The 23,756-nt window shown below is 60.6% G+C and carries 17 protein-coding genes and 1 tRNA gene; 11 read left to right on the top strand and 7 right to left on the bottom strand.

Annotated elements, in window-relative coordinates:
• Positions 1 to 289: 289 nt before the first annotated feature.
• Positions 290 to 931, top strand: coding sequence for a hypothetical protein (locus tag FYK55_RS21390; protein WP_150078662.1), 642 nt, complete (start codon positions 290 to 292; stop codon positions 929 to 931).
• Positions 928 to 2,283 carry an HTTM domain-containing protein gene (locus tag FYK55_RS21385; protein WP_150078661.1) on the top strand — a complete coding sequence of 452 codons (1,356 nt, stop codon included), beginning with the start codon at positions 928 to 930 and terminating at the stop codon, positions 2,281 to 2,283. Before FYK55_RS21390 ends, FYK55_RS21385 begins: the two co-directional genes overlap by 4 nt.
• Positions 2,284 to 2,413: 130 nt before the next feature.
• Here the strand turns inward: FYK55_RS21385 and FYK55_RS21380 are convergent, their stop codons facing one another.
• Both FYK55_RS21380 and FYK55_RS21375 read right to left on the bottom strand, forming a co-directional pair.
• The gene (locus FYK55_RS21380; RefSeq protein WP_161604667.1) at positions 2,414 to 3,208 is read right to left on the bottom strand and encodes an FHA domain-containing protein; all 795 of its coding nucleotides are present in this window, start codon (positions 3,206 to 3,208) and stop codon (positions 2,414 to 2,416) included.
• Positions 3,209 to 3,499: 291 nt separating this feature from the next.
• Positions 3,500 to 4,444 (bottom strand): ThuA domain-containing protein, encoded by a 945-nt coding sequence (locus FYK55_RS21375; RefSeq protein WP_161604666.1) that lies wholly within the window; start codon positions 4,442 to 4,444, stop codon positions 3,500 to 3,502.
• Positions 4,445 to 4,656: 212 nt separating this feature from the next.
• Here FYK55_RS21375 and FYK55_RS21370 point away from each other — a divergent pair, with 212 nt between their 5' ends.
• The 3 genes from FYK55_RS21370 to FYK55_RS21360 all read left to right on the top strand — a co-directional run bounded on the left by FYK55_RS21370 (position 4,657) and on the right by FYK55_RS21360 (position 7,646).
• Positions 4,657 to 5,547: a class I SAM-dependent methyltransferase gene (locus FYK55_RS21370; RefSeq protein ID WP_235908873.1), complete on the top strand. Its 891-nt coding sequence runs from the start codon at positions 4,657 to 4,659 to the stop codon at positions 5,545 to 5,547.
• A 128-nt stretch (positions 5,548 to 5,675) separates the two neighbouring features.
• Positions 5,676 to 7,265 (top strand): protein kinase domain-containing protein, encoded by a 1,590-nt coding sequence (locus FYK55_RS21365; RefSeq protein WP_150078655.1) that lies wholly within the window; start codon positions 5,676 to 5,678, stop codon positions 7,263 to 7,265.
• A gap of 153 nt (positions 7,266 to 7,418) precedes the next feature.
• On the top strand, positions 7,419 to 7,646 hold the full coding sequence (locus tag FYK55_RS21360; protein ID WP_150078653.1) for a hypothetical protein: 228 nt from the start codon (positions 7,419 to 7,421) through the stop codon (positions 7,644 to 7,646).
• A 99-nt stretch (positions 7,647 to 7,745) separates the two neighbouring features.
• Here the strand turns inward: FYK55_RS21360 and FYK55_RS21355 are convergent, their stop codons facing one another.
• Complete coding sequence (locus FYK55_RS21355) at positions 7,746 to 8,675, bottom strand: aldo/keto reductase (RefSeq protein WP_235908872.1); 930 nt, start codon at positions 8,673 to 8,675, stop codon at positions 7,746 to 7,748.
• 175 nt (positions 8,676 to 8,850) lie between these two features.
• Entirely contained in the window at positions 8,851 to 10,227 is a 1,377-nt protein-coding gene (locus FYK55_RS21350) for a BBP7 family outer membrane beta-barrel protein (protein WP_150078651.1), read from the bottom strand.
• 542 nt (positions 10,228 to 10,769) lie between these two features.
• Here FYK55_RS21350 and FYK55_RS21345 point away from each other — a divergent pair.
• From FYK55_RS21345 to FYK55_RS21320, 6 genes are all read left to right on the top strand, one after another.
• Positions 10,770 to 12,704: a preprotein translocase subunit SecA gene (locus tag FYK55_RS21345; protein ID WP_201743776.1), complete on the top strand. Its 1,935-nt coding sequence runs from the start codon at positions 10,770 to 10,772 to the stop codon at positions 12,702 to 12,704.
• A gap of 557 nt (positions 12,705 to 13,261) precedes the next feature.
• Positions 13,262 to 16,540, top strand: a complete 3,279-nt coding sequence (locus tag FYK55_RS21340; protein WP_390621755.1) for a hypothetical protein — start codon at positions 13,262 to 13,264, stop codon at positions 16,538 to 16,540.
• A gap of 619 nt (positions 16,541 to 17,159) precedes the next feature.
• Positions 17,160 to 17,354, top strand: coding sequence for a carbon storage regulator CsrA (gene csrA / locus FYK55_RS21335; RefSeq protein ID WP_150078647.1), 195 nt, complete (start codon positions 17,160 to 17,162; stop codon positions 17,352 to 17,354).
• 270 nt (positions 17,355 to 17,624) lie between these two features.
• Positions 17,625 to 17,697, top strand: a tRNA-Glu gene (locus FYK55_RS21330).
• A 347-nt stretch (positions 17,698 to 18,044) separates the two neighbouring features.
• Positions 18,045 to 19,250 carry a DUF1559 domain-containing protein gene (locus FYK55_RS21325; RefSeq protein WP_150078645.1) on the top strand — a complete coding sequence of 402 codons (1,206 nt, stop codon included), beginning with the start codon at positions 18,045 to 18,047 and terminating at the stop codon, positions 19,248 to 19,250.
• 545 nt (positions 19,251 to 19,795) lie between these two features.
• Complete coding sequence (locus tag FYK55_RS21320; protein ID WP_150078643.1) at positions 19,796 to 21,004, top strand: DUF1559 domain-containing protein; 1,209 nt, start codon at positions 19,796 to 19,798, stop codon at positions 21,002 to 21,004.
• 193 nt (positions 21,005 to 21,197) lie between these two features.
• On the opposite strand, the gene FYK55_RS21315 is transcribed toward FYK55_RS21320, so the two are convergent.
• From FYK55_RS21315 to FYK55_RS21305, 3 genes are all read right to left on the bottom strand, one after another.
• Positions 21,198 to 21,377 (bottom strand): LptM family lipoprotein, encoded by a 180-nt coding sequence (locus FYK55_RS21315; protein WP_150078641.1) that lies wholly within the window; start codon positions 21,375 to 21,377, stop codon positions 21,198 to 21,200.
• A 229-nt stretch (positions 21,378 to 21,606) separates the two neighbouring features.
• Entirely contained in the window at positions 21,607 to 22,002 is a 396-nt protein-coding gene (locus FYK55_RS21310; protein ID WP_150078640.1) for a rhodanese-like domain-containing protein, read from the bottom strand.
• A 143-nt stretch (positions 22,003 to 22,145) separates the two neighbouring features.
• Positions 22,146 to 23,525 carry a sulfatase gene (locus FYK55_RS21305; protein ID WP_150078637.1) on the bottom strand — a complete coding sequence of 460 codons (1,380 nt, stop codon included), beginning with the start codon at positions 23,523 to 23,525 and terminating at the stop codon, positions 22,146 to 22,148.
• Positions 23,526 to 23,756 lie beyond the last annotated feature (231 nt).

The raw sequence follows: 23,756 nt of genomic DNA, 5'->3' as shown, positions 1-23,756 counted from the left end.
GAACCGGATCTCAAGTCCGCTGCCCCCCTTGCTGTCACTGGTTCTGATGTCGAAACGAGCTTCGGAGAATCAAAAGCCCTCCCGACGGACGCGCAAGCGCCAACCTGACGCCCCGAATTCCGCAACCCCGACGGATTCGCAACCACAAGGGCCGGCATCTTCGACCGGGGTCCCCAAATGGAAGTGGGTTGTCAGCGTCCTGATTCTGTTTCACCTGTGCGCCGTCATCCTTCCCCCGTTGGCGTTCCAGACGATTAGCGCCACCGGCCCGTCCCCATTGATCGGGACGGTGATTCGCCCCTTCCAGGGATACGGCCAGTTCCTTCATCTCGATCGGGGGTACGCCTTCTTCGCGCCGGACCCGGGTCCGAGTCGATTGATCCAGGCGGCGATTGTGCAACCGGATGGGAGTGTGCAAGAAGAACTGTATCCCGATCTCAGCTCCCAATGGCCTCGGTTGCTGTACCACCGCCACTTTATGTTGACCGAATACCTGAGCGAGATTTACCAACCGCCAGGACCTCCCAACGAGATGTTTGAAATCGATCCGCTCGAGGCCCAGCTTTGGCAGCGTGCACGCGGGCGGTATGAGTACGTGCGGCAATCGATGATCGACCACTTGAGAACCGTCAACGATGACAAACAGGTCGCCATCCGACGCATCGAACATGCCTTGCCGACGTTGGCACAATTCAACGAATCTCCACTAGCGCTTGATGATCCCCGGTCCTACAACGTCCTGTTGGACCAGCCGGTCGTTTCCGACACGATCGCGCCGACCGGCCCCACCGAAGTGATCCCACCGCCAACGACGCCGGGACAGGCGACGGATGCGGGTCCGCTGTCACCACCGGCCGCGACAGCGCAGCCCCAACCGTCCGATCCCTCCCGCGGGCTCGAGTCCGCGACGGATAGCGAGGGGCGACCATGACCGGCGAAGCGACCACCCGACCCGCCGTTGCGACACGTCCGGCCGGCTCCAACCAACCAAGCGAACAAGCGGCAGCCGAAACGCCCTCTTTTCGACGCTCGGCTGAATACTGGTTGGAAGCTTGGAACCGGTTTTGGTTCACCCCCAGGTTGCCCGACACCTTATGCGTGTTGCGGTTGCTGACCGGTGCCATGCTGCTCTACTGCCACCTGGTCCTGGCCAGCGACCTGCTTTCGTTCGTCGGCCCGACCGCCTGGATCAACAACGACATGGCCCGGCAGTTGCATGACGGCGCGTTTGCGCCCAGCGACTGGGCGCGGAGCTATCTGTGGAACATCGACAACCCGACGCTGCTGTGGATTCACCACGCCGCGACTCTGCTGGTCACCCTTTGCTTTTTTATCGGTCTTGGCACTCGAATCGCGGCCCCGTTGGCACTTTTCTTCCAACTGATGTACCTGCACCGTTTGACGGGCGCCCTGTTCGGTCTGGACCAGATCGTCACCTACGCGACGATGTACCTGGCACTGTCACCCTGCGGTGCCCGTTTTTCCGTCGATGCCTGGCTTGCGAGACGAATGGGGCACCGCCGCGACGCTTCTCGCACGTGGCGGTTTCTGTTGCCGAACGATTCTCCGAGCGTCGCCGCCAATGTGGCGACGCGGCTGTTGCAACTGCATCTGTGCGTCATTTATTTGTTTGGCGGACTTTCGAAAGCGCGCGGCACGACGTGGTGGGATGGAACGGCAGTCTGGTACGCGATGGCCAATTACGAATACCAGTCGTGGGACATGACGTGGCTGTCCCGCTACCCGGCGATCATCTCGGCTTTGTCGAATGCCACTCTCTTCTGGGAAGTCTTCTATTGCGCCCTGATCTGGCCACGCGTCACGCGCCCGATCATGTTGGCGATCGCCGTCGCGGTGCACGGTTCGATCGCGATGTTCCTGGGCATGATCACGTTCGGCCTGATGATGATCTTCGCCAACGGGATCTTTGTCTCGCCCGAAGTGTTCCGCCGGCGCCGCTCCGAGCAGGTCGCGGAAACGGATCCGCCGACGACCGTGGAAACGTCGACCGGGGAACTGCCCGATTACGCTTTGAAGCAAAGTACGCTGGATCCCGACGTAGAAAAGCTGCGTGCGAAAAAGGTCAAAATTCGCGACGCAGCCTCGAAAGTCAAGCGGCGCTATCGGGCATTGAAGCAACGCGAAGAGAAGTACGAAGCACGCGTCAAGAAGCTGCGAGAACGTGAGGACAAGATCAAGCAGTATGTCAAGAAGCGGCGCGAGCGGCAAAACCGCGGCGAGGGGTCCGACGGGGACGAGCCGGGCCAGGACGGACTTCTCTGAATCGTTTTCACACGCCGTCGCCGCGGTCGCCAGACGGTGGATGCTGAAGATTCCGCACTCTGGCGAGCATGCTACCTATCGGCGGCGCTGCGCAGCTTGTCCATCCACGCTTCCGGCCGTGCGAGCGTTCTTAACGGACGAACAGATTTCGGAGTGCTTCGGCGGCGGCGTCCTGGGAATCTTTCGGTCCTTTCGGACGAAGGTGTGCAGGCAGCTTCGCGGGTTCCTTCTTGGATTTGATTTCCGAAGTATCATCGCCCACATCGCGATCGGATGGATCGGCATCCGAACAGTGGTTGCCAGTGTCGGTTGACCCCGGCTGGGATTCTGGCCGGTTCAAGACTACCGAACCGGTCTCGGACCCCGGTTCGTCATCCGAGTCCGACAGGGGGTCATCGAGATCAGTGCGGTTGGAAAGCCGATGTTTCGGCGATCCCGTCGGGGACGTCGTACTGGTCGCAGAAGCTGAATCGACCGGCAATTCCATGCGCGTGGCAAGTTGATCCAGCTCATTCAACAACTGTGCCGTTCCCTTCTCCTGTTCGCCGGTCAAATCAACGCGGGGCCCGGACAAGGTCGACACGTCAATCAAGTCGGGCCGATGCGGTTGATTGGTCTGGGCATCGCGCACGGACACCCGGAACGTGAACTTGCCCATTCGAATCACGCTATGGTGCGTCAGATTCTGGGGGACGTTGGGTGCCAGCAACTCTCCATCGAGCCAAGTTCCATTCCGGCTGCCCAAATCTCGTATCAGGACATGGCGTTGGTCAAAGACGATCGCGCAGTGACGGCGGCTGATGGTGCGGGTGGCAAATTGAAGATCACAATCGGCGTGCCGTCCGATCACGCAGGGCGAAGCTTCGACCCGATGCCGCTTGCCCCGTCCCGATCCGTCGGTTTGCAACAGGCTGACTTTGAACAATGGAGCGATTCACGAAGCGGACGAGACGGAGCGGGCACCAAGGCGTCCATCGGCTTGCGGATCGGCGGGCTTTGTCTGAAACGCCTCTTGGACCCCAAGCCGCCGTCGTCAGACGGCGGAAAACCAGGCTTGAACGCCCCATGGTTTCAGGCAAGAGCGTAAAGGGACCAGATGAAGACTTCATAAAGCCACTGTTTCCATCGTGGTTATGCCGGGAATTGGCACCCGGCGAACCTATCTGGCCCCCCCACGGGCTTTCGGCTCACCGTCGATCATTAGCGTTATCGATCATCAGCGTTGCGGCGCCGGGGCCGGATCGGTCGGTTGCAGCTTGGCCGTGGGTGTTGCGTCAGCCTCCAGGTCACCGAGGGCATATTGGATCCCGTCCAGCAGATGCTTGACGATCGGCGGCTGCTGATAGGTTTCTTCTCGGTGACCGAAGTTCGTGTAAAAGACACGTCCGTCTCCGGCCGTTCGGATCCACGACACGGGGACTTCCCGGGGGCCGTCGTCGATTCGTTCCGACACTGCCGCTTGGCTCATGTCCAAACTGACCAGAACGCGAAGCACCTCGGGACCGACATACGAATCGGGGGCGTATTGGTAGATTTCGTCTTGATGCCAGAATCCCTTGCCCCCAAAGGCCTGATTGAGCACGTGATTGGGGTCATCCAATTTGAACGCCCAGGTCCCACCGGCACCCCAGGGGTGGCCGGCGAAGGTCCCGCCGACCATCGCCAGGCATTCCGGGTAGCGATTGAAATTGTCGCTGGCCGCGTGGATTCCGATCAGCCCGTTTCCTTCGGCAATGAAATCCATCATGGCATTCTGCTGCGCGGGATCTTGGAACTGCATCTTGGTGGTGTTGTTCAGCAAGATGGCGTCGTACTTGGCAAGATTTTCGTCGCTAAAGACGTCGTAAGTATCGGCGAAGTCGACTTCAAAAGCCCCCGTTTTCTCGGCCAAGGCGCGAACACATTCGTTGGCATGCGGGATCGAGGAGTGGATGAAGCCTTCGCAACGATAGAACACCAGGATGCGACGGTCCTGGGACGGTTTGGCAGCCGGGGACTCGGGGACGGCCGCCGCGATCCTTTCTTTCGTCTGGTCGTCCAGAGGTTGAAAACGCTCCGCCTTTTGTTGTTCCCAGGACGTTGGCTCCTGCGCCGGAGCGACGGACAGAAGAAACGTGGAAGACAACAGCAGCGGGGCAAGCAATCGCGCGGAGTTCGGCATGGGATCATTCATGGAAGAGAGGCAGGATGGATCGCTCCAGCGATCCGAAATCGGCGGAATCGCCTGGCGAGGAGGGACATCGGTCGTTGACCATTCTAGCCACGTCCGCAAAGCGATGGCAGAATGCAAGCCGGCGGGATCCCCGATCGCCGTTCCAACGATTCGGATCCCCCGTCCGTTCCGTCTTGGCTCTCCAAACGCCCGATCCACGCTTGTCCGAAAACCGATACCAACTGATCGACTTCGGTGACGGCAGAAAGCTGGAGTCCTTCGACGGACGTTTGATCGATCGCCCGTCGCCGGCGGCCGACGGCATCGTGAAAGCCCGGCCGAGTCTCTGGCGTCGGGCGGAATCGGTGTTTGACGCTCCAACCAAGCGGTGGCACCACCGAACGCGATGGGCCGACGACAGCCGGATTAATTGTGGCGGGTTTTGGATGCCGGTCGCCGCGACTCCGTTTGGGCACGTGGGCGTGTTCCCGGAACAGGCACCCAATTGGGACTGGCTGCGTGACACGTCATTGGCGGGGACCAGCCCGACGCGAGGCGAACCTGCGTGGGGGCTGAACCTGTTCGGCTACACCGGTGCCAGTACGATGGCGATGGCGATCTCGGGCCTGGCCGTCTCCCACGTCGATGCCGCCAAGCCCAACGTGACCGCCACACGGCTGGCCGCGACGATCAATCGGTTGCAAAACCACCCGATCCGCTACCTGGTCGACGACGCCGCGAAATTTGCCGCCCGCGAAGTTCGTCGGGGCCGGAGGTACGACACGATCGTCTTGGATCCGCCGGCGTACGGCCATTCCCCCAAAGGCAAAGCGTGGCGGTTGCAACGCGACCTTTGGCCATTGCTTGATGACTGTGTTTCGCTGCTGTCGCCCGACCGGTATCGTTTGCTGGTCACCGGCCACTCCGCTGAAATCGGCCCCGACGACGTGCTAAACTACCTGCTAGCACGACTGCCCGGTGCCGCAGGACGCAACGTCCGCAGCTCCGACTTCCATCTGGAGTCCGGCCGGCTGGTTTTGACCGACCTGAACGAACGGCACTTGGATGCAGGTTTTTATGTCCGTTGCCGTCGCACCGCCGACAACGATTGATGCGGTCGGCCGACAAGCCCGCTGACAGATCCCGTCCGGGCGTCTGTCTGAAGAGGAGATTCGTATTTGCCATGGTTCCGATTCCCGCCAGCTACGCACGTCCGTCGTGACGGCGACCAGGAGACCTCATGAGTGAAGGGCAAAATGGATCCCCCGGTCAGCCTTCGCCCGACCAATCCGTTGGCAGTCCCCCCCCTGCCAGTCAATCCGCTGCCAGCCAGTCCGCTGCCAGTTTGATCGGAACTCGGTTGGCCGGCTATCTGATTCTCAGCCGACTCGGTCGCGGCGGGATGGCCGACGTTTATTCGGCCCGCGACGTGGCTTTGGATCGCGATGTGGCCATCAAGGTGCTGCGTCAAAACCTGGCCAACGACCGCGACTACATCGCGCGGTTCCGCCGGGAAGCCAAGGCGGCGGCCAAATTGAACCACCCCAACATCGTGCAGATCTACGAGGTCGGCGAAGACGCTTCGCGGTACTACATCGCCCAGGAGTTGATCAGCGGTGTCAACCTGCATGAATGGTTGGACCGCAACGGCGTGCTCTCGCCCGACCAGGCGATCGAAATCCTGTACGGCGTCACGTCGGCTTTGGATGCCGCGGCGAGCGAGGGGATCACGCACCGAGACATCAAACCGGAAAACGTGATGTGGTCGAAAACCGGCAGCGTCAAGGTTGCCGATTTCGGTTTGGCCCGGCTCGGGAACGAAAGGGACACGACGCATGCGGACCTGACGCAAGCCGGACTGACGTTGGGCACACCGCGGTACATGAGTCCTGAACAGGTCCAGGGACGCCCCGTCGACCCGCGCAGCGATCTCTACTCGCTGGGCGTCATGATGTATCACCTGTTGACCGGGCGTCCGCCGTTCGAAGCGGATGATCCGCTGGCCTTGGCATTCGCCCATGTCAATGAAACGCCGGTTCCGCTGGATCGCGCCCGTGGCAACAAGGACGTTCCGGAATGGTTGATCGCGATCATCGCCAAATTGATGCGCAAGGATCCGAAAGATCGCTTTCAGTCGCCGGCCGAACTGCTGGAGGCGTTAACCGGTGACGCGATGGACCAGCGGACGCACGCCAAACAGTTCGCCGGGGCCGCATCGGCGACCGCTCATCTGCAGCGGATCGCCGACACCCAACGGCGTCTGCGTTCCAGGAAACGCATGCAGGCGGTCGCGATCATGTTGGTCCCCCTGCTGTTCGTCGTCTTGGGGGCTGCGGTGGTCGCCCAAGTGCAGCGTCCGACGGTTGCCAAAATGTTGCGACCGGACGTCGTCCCCCAAGCCGATTCCGTCGAGGCACAGTTCTTGGACGCAGTCCATCGCAACGATGTTGCCGGTTGGAACGCCGTCGCCAAATACTTTCCTCCGGCCGAGAACGCCGCGAATCGATCCTATGCCACCAAAGCCGCCTTCCAACTGGCGCGATACTATGAATCCGAAGGCGGCTTGAAGGACGCCGACACGACCCTGGAGCAGCTGCTCAACGATCCCGGCTTGGGCCGAAAGTATCGCCTTCTGGCCTGGGCCTGGCGGGTAAGAATCCTGCAGGCGATCGGGCGGCCGGAAGCCGTCAATGAGGCCAAGAGGCAGCTGGAGGCGGTGTATGCGGACCTGAAAACCACCAATCCCAACGCGGTTCGATGGTTTGATCGGATGATTCCGCCCAGCGAGCAAAGCGCGTTGGGTTTGACGCGTGAGACAGGAAACACCTAGCCGGGGGACAGCTGAAGAATGCAAACCGCGGAGCGAAACCTCGCCGCCGCATTCGCTGTCGGTTTGGTATCGTCTCCAGCGTGAACTAAACTATCGGGTCAAGAAAAGACCTGCGTCCCCTTTTTCGCCCCTCCTGCACCCTCCTTCCCCGACATGATTTATTTCATCCCCTGGGCCCTGCTGATGTTGGCCGTGATCCTTGCCGTTCCGATTGCGGCAAAGATGTCACCGAAACCGGCCGGAGCCAAACGTGCCGCGGAAGAACCGGACGGTGAGGAAGTGTTCGAAGAGGGCGTGCCTGGCGAAGACGACTTTGCTTCGGCGGAAGATGACTTCGGCGCCGAACCGCTGGGAGATGATGATTTCGCGGATTTCAAATAACGCGGACTTTCAATTAACGGTGGTTGGCGACAACACCGCTGCTCAGCCAGCTTGAGGCCCGAACCCTCACTCTCACCCTCAGGACAGGGCGTCTTTCTCTCAGGGCAGGGCGTCTTCGACGCGACGGCGTGTCGGATCGGCAACACGATTGACCGCGGCCAGCAGCTCCGCGTCCATCGGACGGGCGCCAGCGAGTTCTCGGATCTGCTCCGGACGTCTCGCTCCCACCAGAGCTCCGGTGACGCCGGGTTGAGAGATCACCCAACCGACGGCCAACTGCGCCACACTCTGTCCGAATTGTCGGGCGATCAGCGAAAGCTGGTCCAGCATGTCATGGATCGCCTGACGCGGTTGCCCCTGATAGATGGCGTATCCAGGTCGGCTGTCTCCCTCGGCAAAGACATGGTCGCGTGAAATTTTGCCGGCCAACAATCCCTTCATCAGAGCCCAATAGGTGTACACGGATCGCCCGACCGACCGACAGGGATCGATCAGGGTGGCAATCGAGTCCGTTTGCACCAGGTTCAACGGACACTGAATCGCGTGCAGGTCCATCCGGCTGGCAAGCTGGTCCAACTGCGGCGGGCTGACATTGCAAACGCCCAATTGGCGGCACAGCCCCCGCGCTCGCAAAGATTCCATCGCAGCGGCGGACTCTTCCAACGGCACATTCGGGTCGGGGGAATGCAAATACAGCAGATCGAATTGGTCCAACTTCATTCGCGCCAACGACTCTTCGGCGTCGGCGATCAACTGTCGGCTTGAACCGTCGACGACACGTCGGCGATCCGGCGTCCAGCGTTGGCCGACCTTGCCCATGACGGTGAACCGGTCACGTTCGGCACGCACAAATTCGCCCAACAAGCGATCACTTTCGCCGTCGTACCCATAGCTGTACGCGGTATCGAAAGTTGTCACGCCGGCTTCAACGGCGGCGCGAATCGTCTCGCGCGCGGCGTCCTTGGTGACGCCGACGGTGGTGATGCCCGCGATCGGCCACAGCCCCATGACGATGCCAGATTTGGTCACAACTGGATCCTCCGGAATGAAAAAAAAACGCGTGGCCACGTGGCCACGCGTTTGATCGATTCACATCTGCTAGGAACGGCGAAGTATCAATTCCCGGACTCAACGAAACGCTTCGAATCGTTCCAGACCGATGTTTTGCCTTCAACCCCGTTGGCGGCAGGGGATACCTTCCCGCCTAGTAGTCGATGGAAGCACCCAGGCTGATGCCCTGGACCCACAAGCTGCCGTCGACGATATCGAAGCCTTGCGGCACCACGGCGGCACCCAAGTTGTCGGTATCGAGGTTGCGATTGATTTGTTCCCCGGCAAGGGCGACCGAATCAAAGTACAGGAAATTGTACCCGACGGTGAACGAAACGTGATCGCGGAAACGGTATCCCAGGGTGAAGTTCATCTCGGGGATGAACGTGAAGACGTCTTGCGACTCTTCACCTTGGTTTTCCATCACCAGCAGGCTGCTGTTGGTTCGGGCCAACGGCGGAGTTCCCGGCGTCACTTCATCGGTGTAGCCGCGGATGTTGACCGACTGTTGCATGTTGCCCAAGTGCACCTTGGTCAACGCGCGGGCACTCCAGCGTCCGCGCCGAATCAGCGATTCAAAACCGATTTGTCCGCCGTGGAAACGGTTTTCGGTATCGAACGAACTGGCGAACGTCGTCGCGGTCGCCGTCTGCAGGTCGACCGACCGACTGCGGATTCGCACTTCATCGTCCAAGGCAAAGAAGCTGTAACCACCGATCATTTCCAATCGGCACTGCTTCTGGTTGCAATAGGTCAAGCGTGCGTAAGCTTCTGCGCCGATCAAGTCGGTCGAGAAACTTGCTTGCACGTCACCGGCGAACAGTCCAGCCTGGTTGACCAGCAGCGCGTCTTCTTGGGCAATCCCCGGGTTGACCGTGGGGACGAAGAAGTAGGGGCGACCGATCGAACGCCCGGTGCCGTCTCCGCTAGCGGAATAGTCGTCACCGTTTTCGCTCAACCACAACACGCGGCCGCCGATGCCAAAGCTGTCGGTGAAGTAACGTCCGACGTCACCGCGGAAACCGCCGGAGACGCCTCCATCAAGTTCCTCACCGAATTCGACCATCGCATCGGGCAGAATCGGAAACTCGCCCTCCGCAGCCGAACTGACCAAGGCCGGGGCACGCCGCTCGGACATGAACATGATCAGTCCCTCGGCACGGATCCAGCCGTCCTTCTTGCACAGATTCAGGAACCCGCTGTCGCACCCCATACCGTCGCAGCCGCCATCGCAACCGAAGGCGTCGCAAGTCTCAGCAGGGTAGCCCTCAAAGACCATCGATTCGTGCGGGATGCTTTCCATCGGATAAGGGACCGATTGCATGTCCCCCACGTTGATGGGTGCGTAATTGGATACCGGGGCGATGGTGTCACCGACGTGGTAAGATCGTCGGGTGTCCATGTCGCCAACAAACGTGTTCGACTCCGCGCCGGCTCCGGTGTGGGCCAGCGAATGGTTGCCGGCGTGAACCGACGGTGAGGCGCACAGCAGCAACGCTGCCAGGGTCATGCCTCGAAAATTTCTCTTCATCTTTGTAGTCTCGCGCAGTCCGGGAATACTGGAATGACTGGTATAAGTCGATCGACGGAATCGGCCGTCAGATCAAGAACGTCCGTCACGAGTCGCAAAGTTTTTCCAGAATTCCCAACCACCCACCCAAAGCCCCCTGGAACTCCCAGATCCCCAGTTTTGGATCATTTGGACCGCCGCCGCCGCCCCGACCGGTCCGACGACCAGGGTGTTTCGGCAAAACTTTTCACGGTCGATGCCCGTACGAGACCCCGATGAGCGTTCGAGAAAGCAGCACCGATCCCAGCCAGTCGCCCGACGCACCGGCCACACCGACCGGTCGGGCGGCGGATGACGCTGCCGGTGAAACGCACCAGGAGGCCTCCGCGGTGACCTCGCCGGCGGACAATAGGCTGAACAATGGGCTGGTCGACGGGTCAGACGGTGGGTCAGACAATGGGCCAGACGATGCAGCGGCAGCCGACGGGCCCGGCGACGCGGGCCCACCGGCAGCGGCGCCGACCATTGCGCCGGAACGGTTCCAGACCCTCGGGACAAAGTCGATGTCCGCCTTCTCCCGGCGCGGCTTCCATCCCAAAATGTTGCGTTGGAAGCGGATGCTGGGCGAGATCAACGCCTTCGAACCGCAATTCCAGTCCGAGTCGGATGAAGCCCTGCGGAAGCGGTCGCTGGCACTGCGGTACCGCGCGATGGCCGGCGAAAAGCTGGCCAAATTGCTGCCCGAAGGCTACGCGCTGGTGCGGGAGGCGGGACGCCGCACGCTGGGGATGCGGCATTACGACGTGCAAATGATCGGTGGCATTTCGCTGTTTGAAGGCCACATCGCCGAGATGCAGACCGGCGAGGGCAAAACGCTGACGGCGACGCTGCCGCTGTACCTGCATTCGTTGGTCGGAAAGGGTGCCCACCTGGCAACGGTCAACGACTACCTGGCCAAGCGGGACGCCGAATGGATGCAGCCGATCTACAACAAGCTGGGCGTTTCGGTCGGCATCATTCAGACCCCGGACGACCAAGGGTCGCGTCGCAAGGCCTACGGATCGGCGGTCACGTACGGCACCGCGAAAGAGTTCGGGTTCGATTTCTTGCGGGACCGTTTGCTGCTCCGCGCCCAGAATCGCATTCAGACCGAAATGCTGGGCGACGGTGGAGCCGGCTTTTCGCAATCGGGCGACAAACCGGTGATGCGGGGGATGCACTTTTGCCTGGTCGACGAAGCGGACAGCATCCTGATCGACGAAGCCAGAACGCCGCTGATCATCGGCAGCATTGAGGACACGGTGCGAGACCAGATCGTCGAAACCTACCGCTGGGCCGCCGAGCATGCCGAAGAGTACGAATTGGAAGATCACTACACGATCGATGACGAAACGAAGCAGTACGAATTAACCGCTCGCGGACGACAAAAAGTACGTTCCCTGCCCAAAAGCGACCTGGTGCGGACGATGGGCCTGGTGGATTTGTACGAGTACACCGAACGGGCCATCAAAGTGGCGAGGGAATTCCTGCTGGATCGCCAATACGTGGTTCGTCCCGGAGATCAGGGGACCGACGAAATCGTGATTGTCGACGAGTTCACCGGACGGCTGGCCGAAGGACGCAAATGGCGCGACGGGATCCACCAGGCGATCGAAGCGAAAGAACAAATCGAAATCAGTGTGCCGACCGGCCAAGCGGCGCGGATCACGGTCCAAGACCTGTTCCTGCGGTACAACTTCCTGGCCGGGATGACGGGAACCGCGGCCACCAGTGCCGGAGAGCTCAAACGGATCTACCGCACCCCGGTGCTGCGCGTTCCGACCAACCGGCCGCCCCAGCGAAAACGGCTTCCCGACCGCGTGTTCGGCTCGATGATGGCCAAATTCCAGGCGATCGTTGACGAGGTCAAACAGATTCATGCCAGCGGCCGACCGGTGCTGATCGGCACGCGGTCGATCGACAAGAGTGAAATCCTGTCGCGGATGCTGACCGAGTTGGAAATCTCGCACCAGGTGCTCAACGCAAACAACGTCGAAAAGGAAGCCGACATCGTCGCCGACGCGGGACAGCGTGACCGGGTCACGGTGGCCACCAATATGGCCGGCCGCGGGACGGACATCAAGTTGACGGACGAAATCGTTGACCTGGGCGGGATGCACGTGATTTGCACGGAACTTCACGACGCGGCCCGCATCGACCGCCAGTTGATCGGGCGCTGTGGACGGCAGGGCGACCCGGGTTCCTACCGGCAATACCTGTCCCTGGACGATGACATCCTCCGCGGCGGCTTGGGGCCGGACAAGGCCGAGCGTTTGAAGACGCGGGGCGAATCGCTGACGACCGCCGTCGATTCCTACGCGAAGCTGTTCCGTCGCGCCCAACGCAAAGTGGAAAAGAAGCATTTCCGCGACCGGATGGTCCTGTTGCACCACGAAAAAGAACGCAAGAAGATGCAACGCGAGATCGGCCAGGATCCTTATCTGGACACCCCAGATTGACATGAATCGCGCCGGTTTTCTTCAACTCTTCCTCAAGTCGCTGGCGTTCCCGACCGACACGGGTTTCATTTCGAAAAAAAGCGGGAAAGCGGCCTCTGCCGAGCTTGACAGCCGGCTCGCAAACCTCGTATCCCCGCTTCCGTGTCCCTTAGCTCCCGGCATGTCTGCCCCTATCGGTAGACGGAAGTCGGCCCCCGATCGCGCCTGAACCGTTTGGACGTGGGGTGGGAATTGCGGACGTCGGTCCAACTCGTTGGACAAACGTGCCGTGGGGCTAAACCAACGGATCGGTTTTCGTGAACGTAGGCGAAAACGAAACAAACGTTCCGATTGAAGTCTCACCGCGAAGAAGGAGTGTCGCGTTGAAACGCCGCGAAAAACTATTCGGCCCCAATCCGTGGGGCATCGCCGTTATGGCGTGGGCTGTGGGGGCGTCCAGCGTCTCCGCACAGCTTTCGATGCCGGGGTCCAACCCGCCATCCAATGACAAATCGGGCGCGGCATCGGTTGCCGCTCCTTCGTACGCCGGCCCCACGGCCGGTGCCGCCGCGACTCCGATGACCTTGGCCCAGGCCGAGCAATTGGTCCGGCAAACGCAAACCGCGATCTCGAATCGTCAATTCGAGTCGGCGGTTCAATCGTTCCGCACCGCGGCAGCCGCGGCCGGACGACACCCGTCGCTGGCTTCGCAAGTGGCCCGACTGCGGGTCGACCTGCAAGTCGCCGGCATCGATTCCGAACTGCTGGACTTGCCCGCCGGTGGAACGCCCCTGCCCAATCCGATCGACGCTCAGGCGTTGCCCGGAAACGAAGCCGTGGCAACCGCCGGATCGGCCGACATGTCCGCCCGCAAGCGCGAAGCCTTGCGGCTGGTCGCCGTGGGCCGGGCAACTTTGGACCGAGGTGACACCGCCACCGCATTGCGTCTGGCTCGCCAGGCCCAAGCGTTGGGCGTTCCCGAATCGGCCTACGCCGCCGGCGAACCTCGCGTGTGGGACTTCGTTCTGGATGCCGAGTCCGCCGCACGACGCGCCGGCACTCTGGACTCCGGAATCGTCCAAGCGGGCGGCCAACAGGAATTAGACGGCAACGAAGCCGAATTCATCAAACAGATGTTGTTCAACGCCGGTCCGAACGCCGAAGGGTCCGTTGCTCAAGTGCAAGCCTTGGGTGCCCCGATCCAAGGCCCGGCGAACAACGCACCGCAAAGTGCTGCCGCCGGCAACGCCACCGACTTGTACGAATCCGGATTGCAGGCGTTGCAAGCCGGCGACAAAGAGCAAGCGCGCAAGTTGTTCCTGGAAGCCTGGAAGTATGAGTCGGAATTGGACCTGGCGACACGCAGCCAATTGAAAGACAAGCTGACCTTGCTTCAACCGGCTCGCTTGCCGACCCCCGGCGAAGACACCGAAATGTCGCCGATCGACAAGGTCGATGCGGAGACCAAAGAGAAGACCCGACGGCTGTATCGCGAGATCACTTCGGAATTGGCCAAGGCAGCCGAAATGCGGGAAGAGAAACCGCTGGACGCCTTGGACAGCCTGAACCGCTTGCGTCGCCGCGTCGACGGAGCGACGATCGACGAAACCAGTCAGCGAACGCTGGCCCGAATGGTTGATCGGGAATTGGAAAAGCAGAAACAATTCGTCGAAGCCAACCGCGCGGAGATCGAACTTGAGCTGCAAAACGATGCCGTTCGCACCGAACTGGCAACCGTTTCCGCCCGCGATGCGAGAATCGACGAAGAGATCTCGACGCTGGTCGACACCTTCAATGACCTGATCGAAGAGCGTCGGTTCTCCGAGGCCGAAGTGGTCGCCAAGCAGGTCGCCGAACTCAAACCGGGTTCGACGATCGCCACGAACATGTTCCACGTCAGCCGCTTCGGAACGCGCGACTTGATGCTCAAGGAGATTCAAGCCGGCAAGGAAGAAGTGTTCGCGATGGGCTTGATGGAAGTGGAAAAGTCCGCGTCCAGCTTTGACGGCATGGACCTGAACCAACCGCTGGCCATGCCCGATCCCAAAACGTGGCACGAATTGTCCATGCGACGTTCGCAAGATTCTCGGTCCCTGTTCGGAAGCGTTCAGGAACAGAAGATCAAGCAACAGCTGACCACGCCGGTCAACGTCCAGTACCGCAATCGGCCGCTGGGCGAAGTGATCGAGGATTTGGCCAACGTGACCAACATGCCGATCGTGCTGAACGAACGAGCCATGGAGGCCGTCCGGGTCACCCGCGATACGCCGGTCACGTTGAACCTGCCGGGTGCGATTGAACTCAAGAGCGCCCTGAACTTGATTCTCGAGCCGCTGGATCTGGGCTACGAGATCAAGTACGACGTGTTGAACATCACCAGCGCCGAAGCCAAGCGTCTGAACGTGGAAACTCGCGTGTACAAGGTTGCGGACTTGGTCACCCCGATCCCCAACTTCACGTCCAGCTACGAGGACGGTCTGGCCGGGGCACTTCGTGCGGCCTACCAGATGACCAACCCGCAGGTGAACGTGCAAATGACGCCGGTCTCGATGACCGACCTTGCGACGCGGCAAGCCAACGCGCTGCAGCCCAGCAAGATGTCTCCGAACGTGCTGGGTCAGTACTCGCCGATGGGAGCTCAAGGCGGCTTCGGGCCGCAGAGCCCGACCGGAGGGATGTCCGGCGGCAGTTCGTTTGCCGACTTTAGCTCCCTGATGAATCTGATCGAGACCACGGTCGCGCCGGACACCTGGGAAGCCTTGGGCGGCAACAGCACCATGGCTCCGTATCCCCAAAACCTGAGCTTGATCATCAGCACGACCAGCGACGTGCACGACCAGATCGTCGACCTGATCGAATCGCTTCGTTCGCTGCAGAACCTGCAGATCACGATCGAAGTTCGATTCATCACGCTCTCCGATACGTTCTTTGAACAAATCGGTGTCGATTTCAACGTGCAGTTCGATGACAACGTCCAAGAGCTGCCTTCCGATGACGCCGGTCCGACCGTGACCATCGGCTGGGATGGGATTTCGCAGATTCCGACCGCGGACCTGGACATCCAGTTCAACAATGGCTCCTTCGGCGTGACACCGGCCTTCGGTGCTCCCGACCCTGGGGCCCTGTCATCGATCGGCTTTGCCATCCTGAGCGACATCGAAGCGTTCTTCTTCTTGCAAGCCGCCCAAGGCGACGAGCGGACGAACGTCATGCAGGCTCCCAAGGTCACGCTGTTTGACGGCCAGATCGCAACGATCTCCGATCAATCGCAGCAACCGTTCGTGACCAGCATCACCCCGGTGGTCGGTGACTTTGCCGTCGCCCAACAGCCGGTCATCGTCGTGCTCAACGAAGGCACACAGCTGAACGTCCAAGGCATCGTCAGCGATGACAAACGCTTTGTCCGGCTGACGCTGGTTCCGTTCTTCAGCCAAATCGGAGACGTCGACACGTTCACCTTCGAAGGCTCGCGACGGTCACGCCGCAGCAGCCAAGACCAGGAAGACACCAACGGTGACGGAGTGGTCAATGGTGACGACGCGGTCGATACCGACGAAGAAGAGGAAATCATCTCCGGTTCGACGGTGCAATTGCCGACGTTCGCCTTCACACAGGTCAGCACCACCGTCAGTGTTCCAGACGGCGGGACGATCCTGCTGGGCGGCATCAAGCGACTTAGCGAAGGGCGAGCCGAACGCGGCGTCCCGATGCTCAGCAAGATTCCGTACGTCAGCCGACTGTTCCGCAACGTGGCGGTCGGACGCGACGCCTCCAGCTTGATGTTGATGGTCACACCGCGAATCATCATCCAGGAGGAAGAGGAGTTCGCTCAGACCGGTTTCGATCCGAACCGCTAGCGGTCCGAATCACGAGGGCGGTGCCTACGACCGCCCCCGACGAATCTCATGACGCGACGCAGCCAACCGGCTGCGTCGCGTTTTTTTGTTGACGGGCGTCCGACATGAATCAACGCTCTGCCGACACCCGCTCAGGAGTCCCGGAGGCCAATCCGGATCGCGTTGTGAGCGTCTTGGATCGCGGTCAGCGTTGAGTCGCGACACGCCCAGCCGGTCGGAATCGGGTCCGGCGAAACTCGAATTTCCTTCCCTGCGTGGCCCCAGTCTCTTGCCCAGCGACGTGGCCATGAGGGGCCGCGGGAGCGAATCCGGGCAATCTCCGCCACACGGACCGCACGCGGCGGCAGCCCCCCCGAAAGTGGAGATTTGCGGATTAGGTGTTCCAGTGGGGGCCCGGAATGGTCAAAATCCGGTGTTTGTCAAGCCAGAATTCCTTGACCGGCACTATTTTTGTTCTAGAGTTGGACAGTAGGAGTGGAAGCCCGTATCTCCCATGCTGGGCCTCCGCATTGAACCGGCCTACAGCGATCTTGCCGAATGACCCTCCCAGTCGGACGCTGGTTCGCCTCGTAGGCATCCAATCCATGAAATCAGGCCGGTCAACGAAAGGACTGAAACAATGTTGGTTTTATCGAGAAAGAAGAACGAGAGTATCGTCATCAACAACGACATCAAGATTGTCGTCGTTGAGATCCGTGGTGATAAGGTGCGTCTGGGTGTTGAAGCCCCACGCGAAGTGCCGGTGCACCGCCGCGAAGTCTATGAGGCGATCAAGAAAAGCCTGGAGTCTGGCGACGCTCCGGTCGATGCCTGATAAGCCGTCGCGGCCAGGCTCGTTCCGCCGCAACTCTGACGGTCTGGGGAATTCCGTTCAACCGTGCTCGCCGCGCCGCTGCTCCCGGCAGCATGACTCGTGGTGTTTGATTCGCGGGACATCGATTGACGGGGTGGTTGGTTCGATTTGCTGCATCGCAAAAATGCGTGGCGATTTGACGCTGACTCCGTCCTGAACCCTTGACGGTCAATCGCGGTCTTCGGTACAACTCCGCCCAGCGACGGCTGGTTCTGCCAGAGTGTCGCGCCCGGCCCCTTCGTCTAGCGGTCTAGGACATCGCCCTTTCACGGCGGTAACACGGGTTCGAGTCCCGTAGGGGTCACTCCACAAAGAGTTCATTGAAGCCCGGCGTTCCGATTGGAACGTCGGGCTTTCTTCGTTTCCGCCTACGCTTTGTCTCCGATTTTCGTTTCAGCTCAAAGCGATTGGCTTCTTCACACCCTGCTGCCGCGATTCGCTACGGTGGGCAACGATCCCTTGCCGGATCTCCCTCAATCGCTGAAGTCAAAGCGGGGACCAACCAGAAGAACGCTGCAGCTTTCAATGCCCTGCCAACAAGAGGGGGCCGATCCAGGCCCCGCAGGTGGGTTGATGGATTGGGAAAATCGAGGAACCTAGGGTGGTCCCATTCCCGTTAACTCATTCTATCAATTGTAAGGAGATTGCAGTATGCGAAGCAATCTGCGACGTCGGGGCTTCACGCTGGTGGAGCTGCTGGTCGTCATCGCCATCATTGGCATTCTTGTGGGGCTGCTGCTTCCGGCAGTCCAGGCGGCTCGCGAAGCGGCCCGCCGCATGAGCTGTAGCAACAATTTCAAACAGCTCGGGCTGGCGTTGCACAATTATCACAGCGCCTACAAGCAGCTGCCGATGCACGGCGGCGGCACGACCGGAACCGGTCCGAACAACTGGTGGACCAGCCGCGACGATTCAAACGTATGGCGGCTGAGCGCCTTGGTCGGAATGACGCCTTTCCTGGAGCAACAGGGTTTGTGGGAGCAAATCTCCAACCCCAGCACGTTTGACGCCGTCGACCCCGACATTCCAAGAACCCCCCCCTGGCCCCCCATGGGCCCGACTCCCACGCAGGCCCGATACCTGCCCTGGGTGACCGAGCTGCCGACGCTGCGGTGTCCGAGTGACCCTGGTGTGGGATTGCCCGCACTCGGACGAACCAACTACGGCGTTTGTCTGGGCGATTCGATGTGGTGGTCGATCCGCGGAACGCAACGTGTCAACGACCCGCCGAACTCTGGCTGGCGGCAGGACTCTCGCGCCGCCGAGCGGGGATTCTTTGTCGTTCATGGCGAATCGAAATTTCGCGACGTCCTGGACGGGCTATCCAACACCGTCGCGATGGGCGAATTCGCGACGGACCTGGGCGATCGCGACACCCGCACGATCCAGACCAACAACGGCAGCCAGAACCCGCCGGCCAGCATCCGCGACAACCCCAAGTGGTGCTTCAATCAAGGCCAGATTGATCCGGAGCGGCCCCGGTTTTGGGCCCAAGGCGTCACCCTGCCAGGGGCGACCAATGGACGTGGCTATCGGTGGGCGGACTTCTGGTGCGTGTTTTCAACCTGCCACACGATCTTGCCGCCCAACAGCGAGATCTGTGGCGGCAACAACCCGGGACAAACCGGGATCCATCCGCCATCCAGTCGACACCAGGGCGGAGCCCACGTGCTGATGGGCGACGGCGCGGTTGTGTTCCTGACCGATTCGATCGAAGCAGGCAATTCGAATGCCGGCATGGTCTATCGACAGGGCACCGACGGGCAATCGCCGGGCTCCGTCAGCCCCTACGGGCTGTGGGGCGCTCTCGGCACCCGGGCATCGCGTGAGACGATTCAGGAGCAATTGAATCAGTAGTCGCTCGGCCGCGTGCCTGAGAAACCCCTTGTGCCCCGCTTCGGATAACCGAGGCGGGGCTTTTTTGTTGGTTCACACCGAAACAGAGGTTCTTCGAGAGGGTTTGTAACCGGAAGGGTTGGCAGTCCGGAGGGTTAGCAACACCGTGCGTCGGCAACAATCCGGTTCTCCAATGCCACTGCTTGTGTTTGCGGCTTCGCCGCTTGCCCGCGAGCCTTTATTCGCTGACCGCAGCCTGCGCCCCACAGCCCCCCTCCTTGGCCAAGCGGAACAGCCCCGCCGAAAAATATTTCTGAGATTCTTGAGTTCTTCCCGACTTTGCGCGATCCGTTTTGTCTACCGGAAAGCTTTAATCGATCGAGGTTGCGAGTCAATTTGTCGGTCGCCATCTCTGGCGAATGTATGTGCCGGCATCGTTCGAATCATTCCGCGGCTAATGCGAAACACGCGTGCTCCGCTTGACGCGTTCCACCAGTGCCCCAGCGGGACATCCAACCACATCACTCCGGTTGTCGTTTAAAAGAGATTTCGAGAGGAAATTGGGAATGAGAGAAAGATCTGCGCGGCAGGGTTTCACCTTGGTGGAACTGCTGGTCGTGATCGCCATCATTGGCATTCTTGTGGGGCTGCTATTGCCGGCAGTCCAGGCTGCGCGCGAAGCCGCGCGCCGGATGAGTTGCAGCAATAATTTCAAGCAGCTTGGTTTGGCCCTGCACAACTATCACAGCGCCTACAAAGAACTTCCGATGCACGGCGGCGGCACAACCGGCACCGGACCGAACAACTGGTGGACGGCGCGCGACGACTCCAACGTGTGGCGTTTGAGCGCTCTTGTTGGAATGACTCCGTTCTTGGAACAGCAGGGCCTTTGGGAACAGATCGCCAACCCGAGCGTTTACGACGCGGTCGATCCGGCAACGCCCCGCACCCCGCCGTGGCCCGCCATGGGCCCGACCCCCACGCAAGCTCGCTACCTGCCGTGGGTCACGGAGTTGCCAACCATGCGATGCCCCAGCGACCCCGGCGTCGGCCTGCCCGCGTTGGGCCGGACCAACTACGGTGTGTGCTTGGGGGATTCGATGTGGTGGTCGATCCGCGGAACGCAGCGCGTCAACGATCCGCCGAACTCCGGTTGGGCTGAAGATTCGCGTGTCGCCGAACGTGGATTCTTTGTCGTCCACGGACGTTCCAAGTTCCGTGACGTATTGGACGGTCTGTCCAACACAATCGCGATGGGCGAGTTCGCCACCGACTTGGGTGACCGAGACAACCGAACGATTCAGACGAACAACTCCAGCGAGAACCCGCCGGCGAACGTTCGCGACAACCCGAAGTGGTGCGAGGACCAAGGGCAAATTGACCCGGCACGCCCGCAGTTCTGGGCCCCGACGGGCGTGACCCTGCCGGGCTCCACCAACGGTCGCGGCTTCCGCTGGGCAGACTTTTGGTGTGTGTTCTCAACCTGCCACACGATTCTGCCTCCCAACAGTGAAATCTGCGGCGGCAACAACCCCGGACAAACGGGGATTCACCCGCCGTCCAGTCGCCACCAAGGTGGGGTGCACGTGCTGATGGGCGACGGTGCTGTCATCTTCCTGACCGATTCGATCGAAGCCGGCAATGCTCGCGCCGGGATGGTCTATCGGCAAGGCACGGGCGTTCAAGCACCCGGGATGCAAAGCCCCTACGGTCTGTGGGGTGCCTTGGGAACACGCGCTTCGAAAGAAACGATTCAAGAACAGCTGAATCAGTAGCCTCCGTTATTTCGAAAGCACTTCGGCTTTCGATCGACGTCACGAAAAACGCCCCGCAGTCATCTGATTGCGGGGCGTTCTTTTTTTGATCCAGGTCGCCGACGCTGGTGAAGCACGGCGTTGATTTGTGATCGCGTCGCGACACATCGCGCATGCCTGATGCGCGTGTGCACGCGATCGCTGGGAACCGAACTTACTGCTGGCCTTCCATTGCCGCGTTGGCTGCCGCTTCTTCTTCAGCGATCATCTGTTCGTAACTTTGGATATCTTCCACACTCGCGTTTTCCACGGTGTTGGTCGGGCCACTGCTACCGCAACCGGCCAACGGAACAACAGCGACGGCAAGGGAAAAGATGCACAGGAAACGTTTCATGAATTAACCTTCGTTGATGGAGTGAACCAAAGCGTAATTATGAATTGCAAAGTCGATCAAGGCAACGGGCTGTTTTGACGCGCGTGATCATTGCGAATACTCAACGGTGCAGTCGCTTGCAACGCGCCGCGACCGAAGAACGGGACCCGAACCACTCTTGGCCCACTGAGTCCAACAGGGCCCATTGAGTCAACAGGCTCGGAGTGTCGCTCCGATCGCGCACCGCGCGTTAACTGACGGACACGTAATCACCCGGCACGGTAAAGACACGGTGGTAAACGTGAACGCGTTTGGTCGGCTGTCCCGTCGCGTCGACCAAGGGCTCGCCGGCCTGGCACCAGCCAACCACGCTTTCCGTATAGTTGCGGGCATCGATGCCCTGCGCGATCAATCGTCGCGTGTACAGATGACTGCGTCCACCGATCGTGCAATAGGGGACGACAACCCGATGACGAAAGTCGTCCTTCCTCGCGCAGTATTCCGGTTCGGTAATGGATCCGGGGATCTTTGAAACGGACCATTCGGCTTCCGTTCGGACGTCCACCAGAACCACCGGTGCGGTGCCGCCGCGATCGTTCGAAACGGACACCCCATTGGCGTTGGCATCCTCGTTCGCGTGTTGCATTCGAGCAACAAGCTCGGCGGTGCTGATCGATCGCACCGACGGCCTGCCGCAAAGCCGATCCCACAAATCAAGGATCGAGAAGCACGCCCGTGAAAGCCAAATCGCGCAGCGCCCGCTGCGTGAAAGATCCTTGCCGGTATTCACTAACGTTTGTTTTCAGGATGGGGCGGCGTCTCCGTTTCGGGCATCCACTTGGCAAGCTCTTTGATGACGTCTTTGTAATCCGGATTGGTCGCAAGATTCTTCCACTCATACGGGTCGCGCTGCTCGTCATAAAGCTCTTCGCTGCCGTCGTCATAGCGAATGTATCGGTACTGCTCCGAACGCACCGCGTGCCGTTGGTAACCGTGGGTCGTCAGGGCAGGCCGGTCCCAAGTGGCCTTCGGGTCACGAAGCAACTTCTTGATGCTGACACCGTCACAGTGCTCGGGGATCTCCAGTCCGGCCAGTTCGCAAAGCGTCGGATAAACACTCGTGAAATCGACGGTTCGTTCGCAGATGGCCCCCTCGGGGGTGACACCGGGCGCGACCCAAATCAATGGGGCCCGCGTCGCTTCCTCCCACAACGCAAATTTTCGCCAGTGCTGTTTCTCGCCCAGGTGCCAGCCGTGATCTCCCCACAGGACGATCACCGTGTTGTCGGCGATGGCGGATTGGTCGAAGGCGTCCAAGAGTCGCCCCAGTTGAGCATCCGCGTACGTGATGGAAGCCAGGTAGGCTTGTACGGCTTCTTTCCACACGCCGTTCTTGGTGATTGCGGCGTGATCCCCATCGGGCTTCGCGGTGCGCACGCCGGCCGACGGGATGTCTTCCAAGTCACCTTTGATATGAGGCGGCAATTGGATGTCTTTTAGCGGGTGCATGTCGTAATACTTTTTGGGAACCGCCCAGGGCATGTGGGGACGGAAGATTCCGCAGGCCAAAAAGAGGGGTTGATCGTGTTCGGCCTTCAGCTGTTCGATGCAATAAGAAACGGTGTGATAGTCTCGGATCGAATCATCCTCGCCGCCGAGCTGTGCCCAGCGGATGCCGTTGAAGTTCTTCTTCACCAGCGGCTTTTCTGGCGACGTCTTGGCACGCTTCTGGTAATCGTTCCATTCTTCCAATCGGCCGCCGCCGCCGTGATAGATTTTGCCTGCCCCCAATGCCAGGTACCCCTGATCGCGAAAGTACGAATTCAAGGTTTGATCCGGACGGATGTGGGGACGGTAGTCGTCAGGGTTGTGATAGACGCCGGTGGTCGACGGCCTCATTCCGCTCATCAACGCCGCGCGAGACGGGTTGCAGGCCGGCGCCGCGCAGTAGGCATGGGAAAAACTGACTCCCCGCGATGCCAGCCGATCGACGTTGGGGGTAATCGTCTGGGGATTGCGGTTGAGATGGCCGATCCAATGATTCAAATCGTCGATCGCAATGAACAGCACGTTCGGACGGGTCGAAGCAGATGGTTGCGCGGCGGCCGTCGGTGCCACGGCACAAACAGTGCCGACCAACAGCAGCAATGACCAAAATCGTCGTGACATTGTGGGCTCCATGATGCGGGGTCAAAAAGGAAGCTGGCCACATTGGCTCCGAGAAATCTTATCAGACGGAACTCGCGGCCGAGGTGAACGGCGGGGGCCACACGATGCCGGCTTGGCGGAGTCCGAGCAAGGGCTCGCGCCCCGCGAAGGTCCGGCACCGCCACGGTGATCCGGCTGCGGCATTGCCCCCCAAATCCCTTTGCTCCCTTGCCAGGGGCTTGCGGGCCCCGG

It is taken from the genome of Roseiconus nitratireducens, from assembly GCF_008629675.1.
GTDB classification, from domain to species: domain Bacteria; phylum Planctomycetota; class Planctomycetia; order Pirellulales; family Pirellulaceae; genus Stieleria; species Stieleria nitratireducens.
The sequence above is the reverse complement of the archived record's forward strand: the minus strand, read 5'-3'. Positions and strand labels throughout refer to the sequence as shown.

Excerpts from the sequence above, each read along its gene's own strand:
- FYK55_RS21315 (WP_150078641.1), bottom strand. The coding sequence starts at position 21,377 with ATGAAACGTTTCCTGTGCATCTTTTCCCTTGCCGTCGCTGTTGTTCCG.
- FYK55_RS21365 (WP_150078655.1), top strand. The coding sequence starts at position 5,676 with ATGAGTGAAGGGCAAAATGGATCCCCCGGTCAGCCTTCGCCCGACCAA.
- FYK55_RS21375 (WP_161604666.1), bottom strand. The coding sequence starts at position 4,444 with ATGCCGAACTCCGCGCGATTGCTTGCCCCGCTGCTGTTGTCTTCCACG.
- FYK55_RS21305 (WP_150078637.1), bottom strand. The coding sequence starts at position 23,525 with ATGTCACGACGATTTTGGTCATTGCTGCTGTTGGTCGGCACTGTTTGT.
- csrA (WP_150078647.1), top strand. The coding sequence starts at position 17,160 with ATGTTGGTTTTATCGAGAAAGAAGAACGAGAGTATCGTCATCAACAAC.
- FYK55_RS21345 (WP_201743776.1), top strand. The coding sequence starts at position 10,770 with ATGTCCGCCTTCTCCCGGCGCGGCTTCCATCCCAAAATGTTGCGTTGG.
- FYK55_RS21360 (WP_150078653.1), top strand. The coding sequence starts at position 7,419 with ATGATTTATTTCATCCCCTGGGCCCTGCTGATGTTGGCCGTGATCCTT.
- FYK55_RS21325 (WP_150078645.1), top strand. The coding sequence starts at position 18,045 with ATGCGAAGCAATCTGCGACGTCGGGGCTTCACGCTGGTGGAGCTGCTG.
- FYK55_RS21385 (WP_150078661.1), top strand. The coding sequence starts at position 928 with ATGACCGGCGAAGCGACCACCCGACCCGCCGTTGCGACACGTCCGGCC.
- FYK55_RS21350 (WP_150078651.1), bottom strand. The coding sequence starts at position 10,227 with ATGAAGAGAAATTTTCGAGGCATGACCCTGGCAGCGTTGCTGCTGTGC.
- FYK55_RS21340 (WP_390621755.1), top strand. The coding sequence starts at position 13,262 with ATGACCTTGGCCCAGGCCGAGCAATTGGTCCGGCAAACGCAAACCGCG.
- FYK55_RS21310 (WP_150078640.1), bottom strand. The coding sequence starts at position 22,002 with ATGCAACACGCGAACGAGGATGCCAACGCCAATGGGGTGTCCGTTTCG.
- FYK55_RS21320 (WP_150078643.1), top strand. The coding sequence starts at position 19,796 with ATGAGAGAAAGATCTGCGCGGCAGGGTTTCACCTTGGTGGAACTGCTG.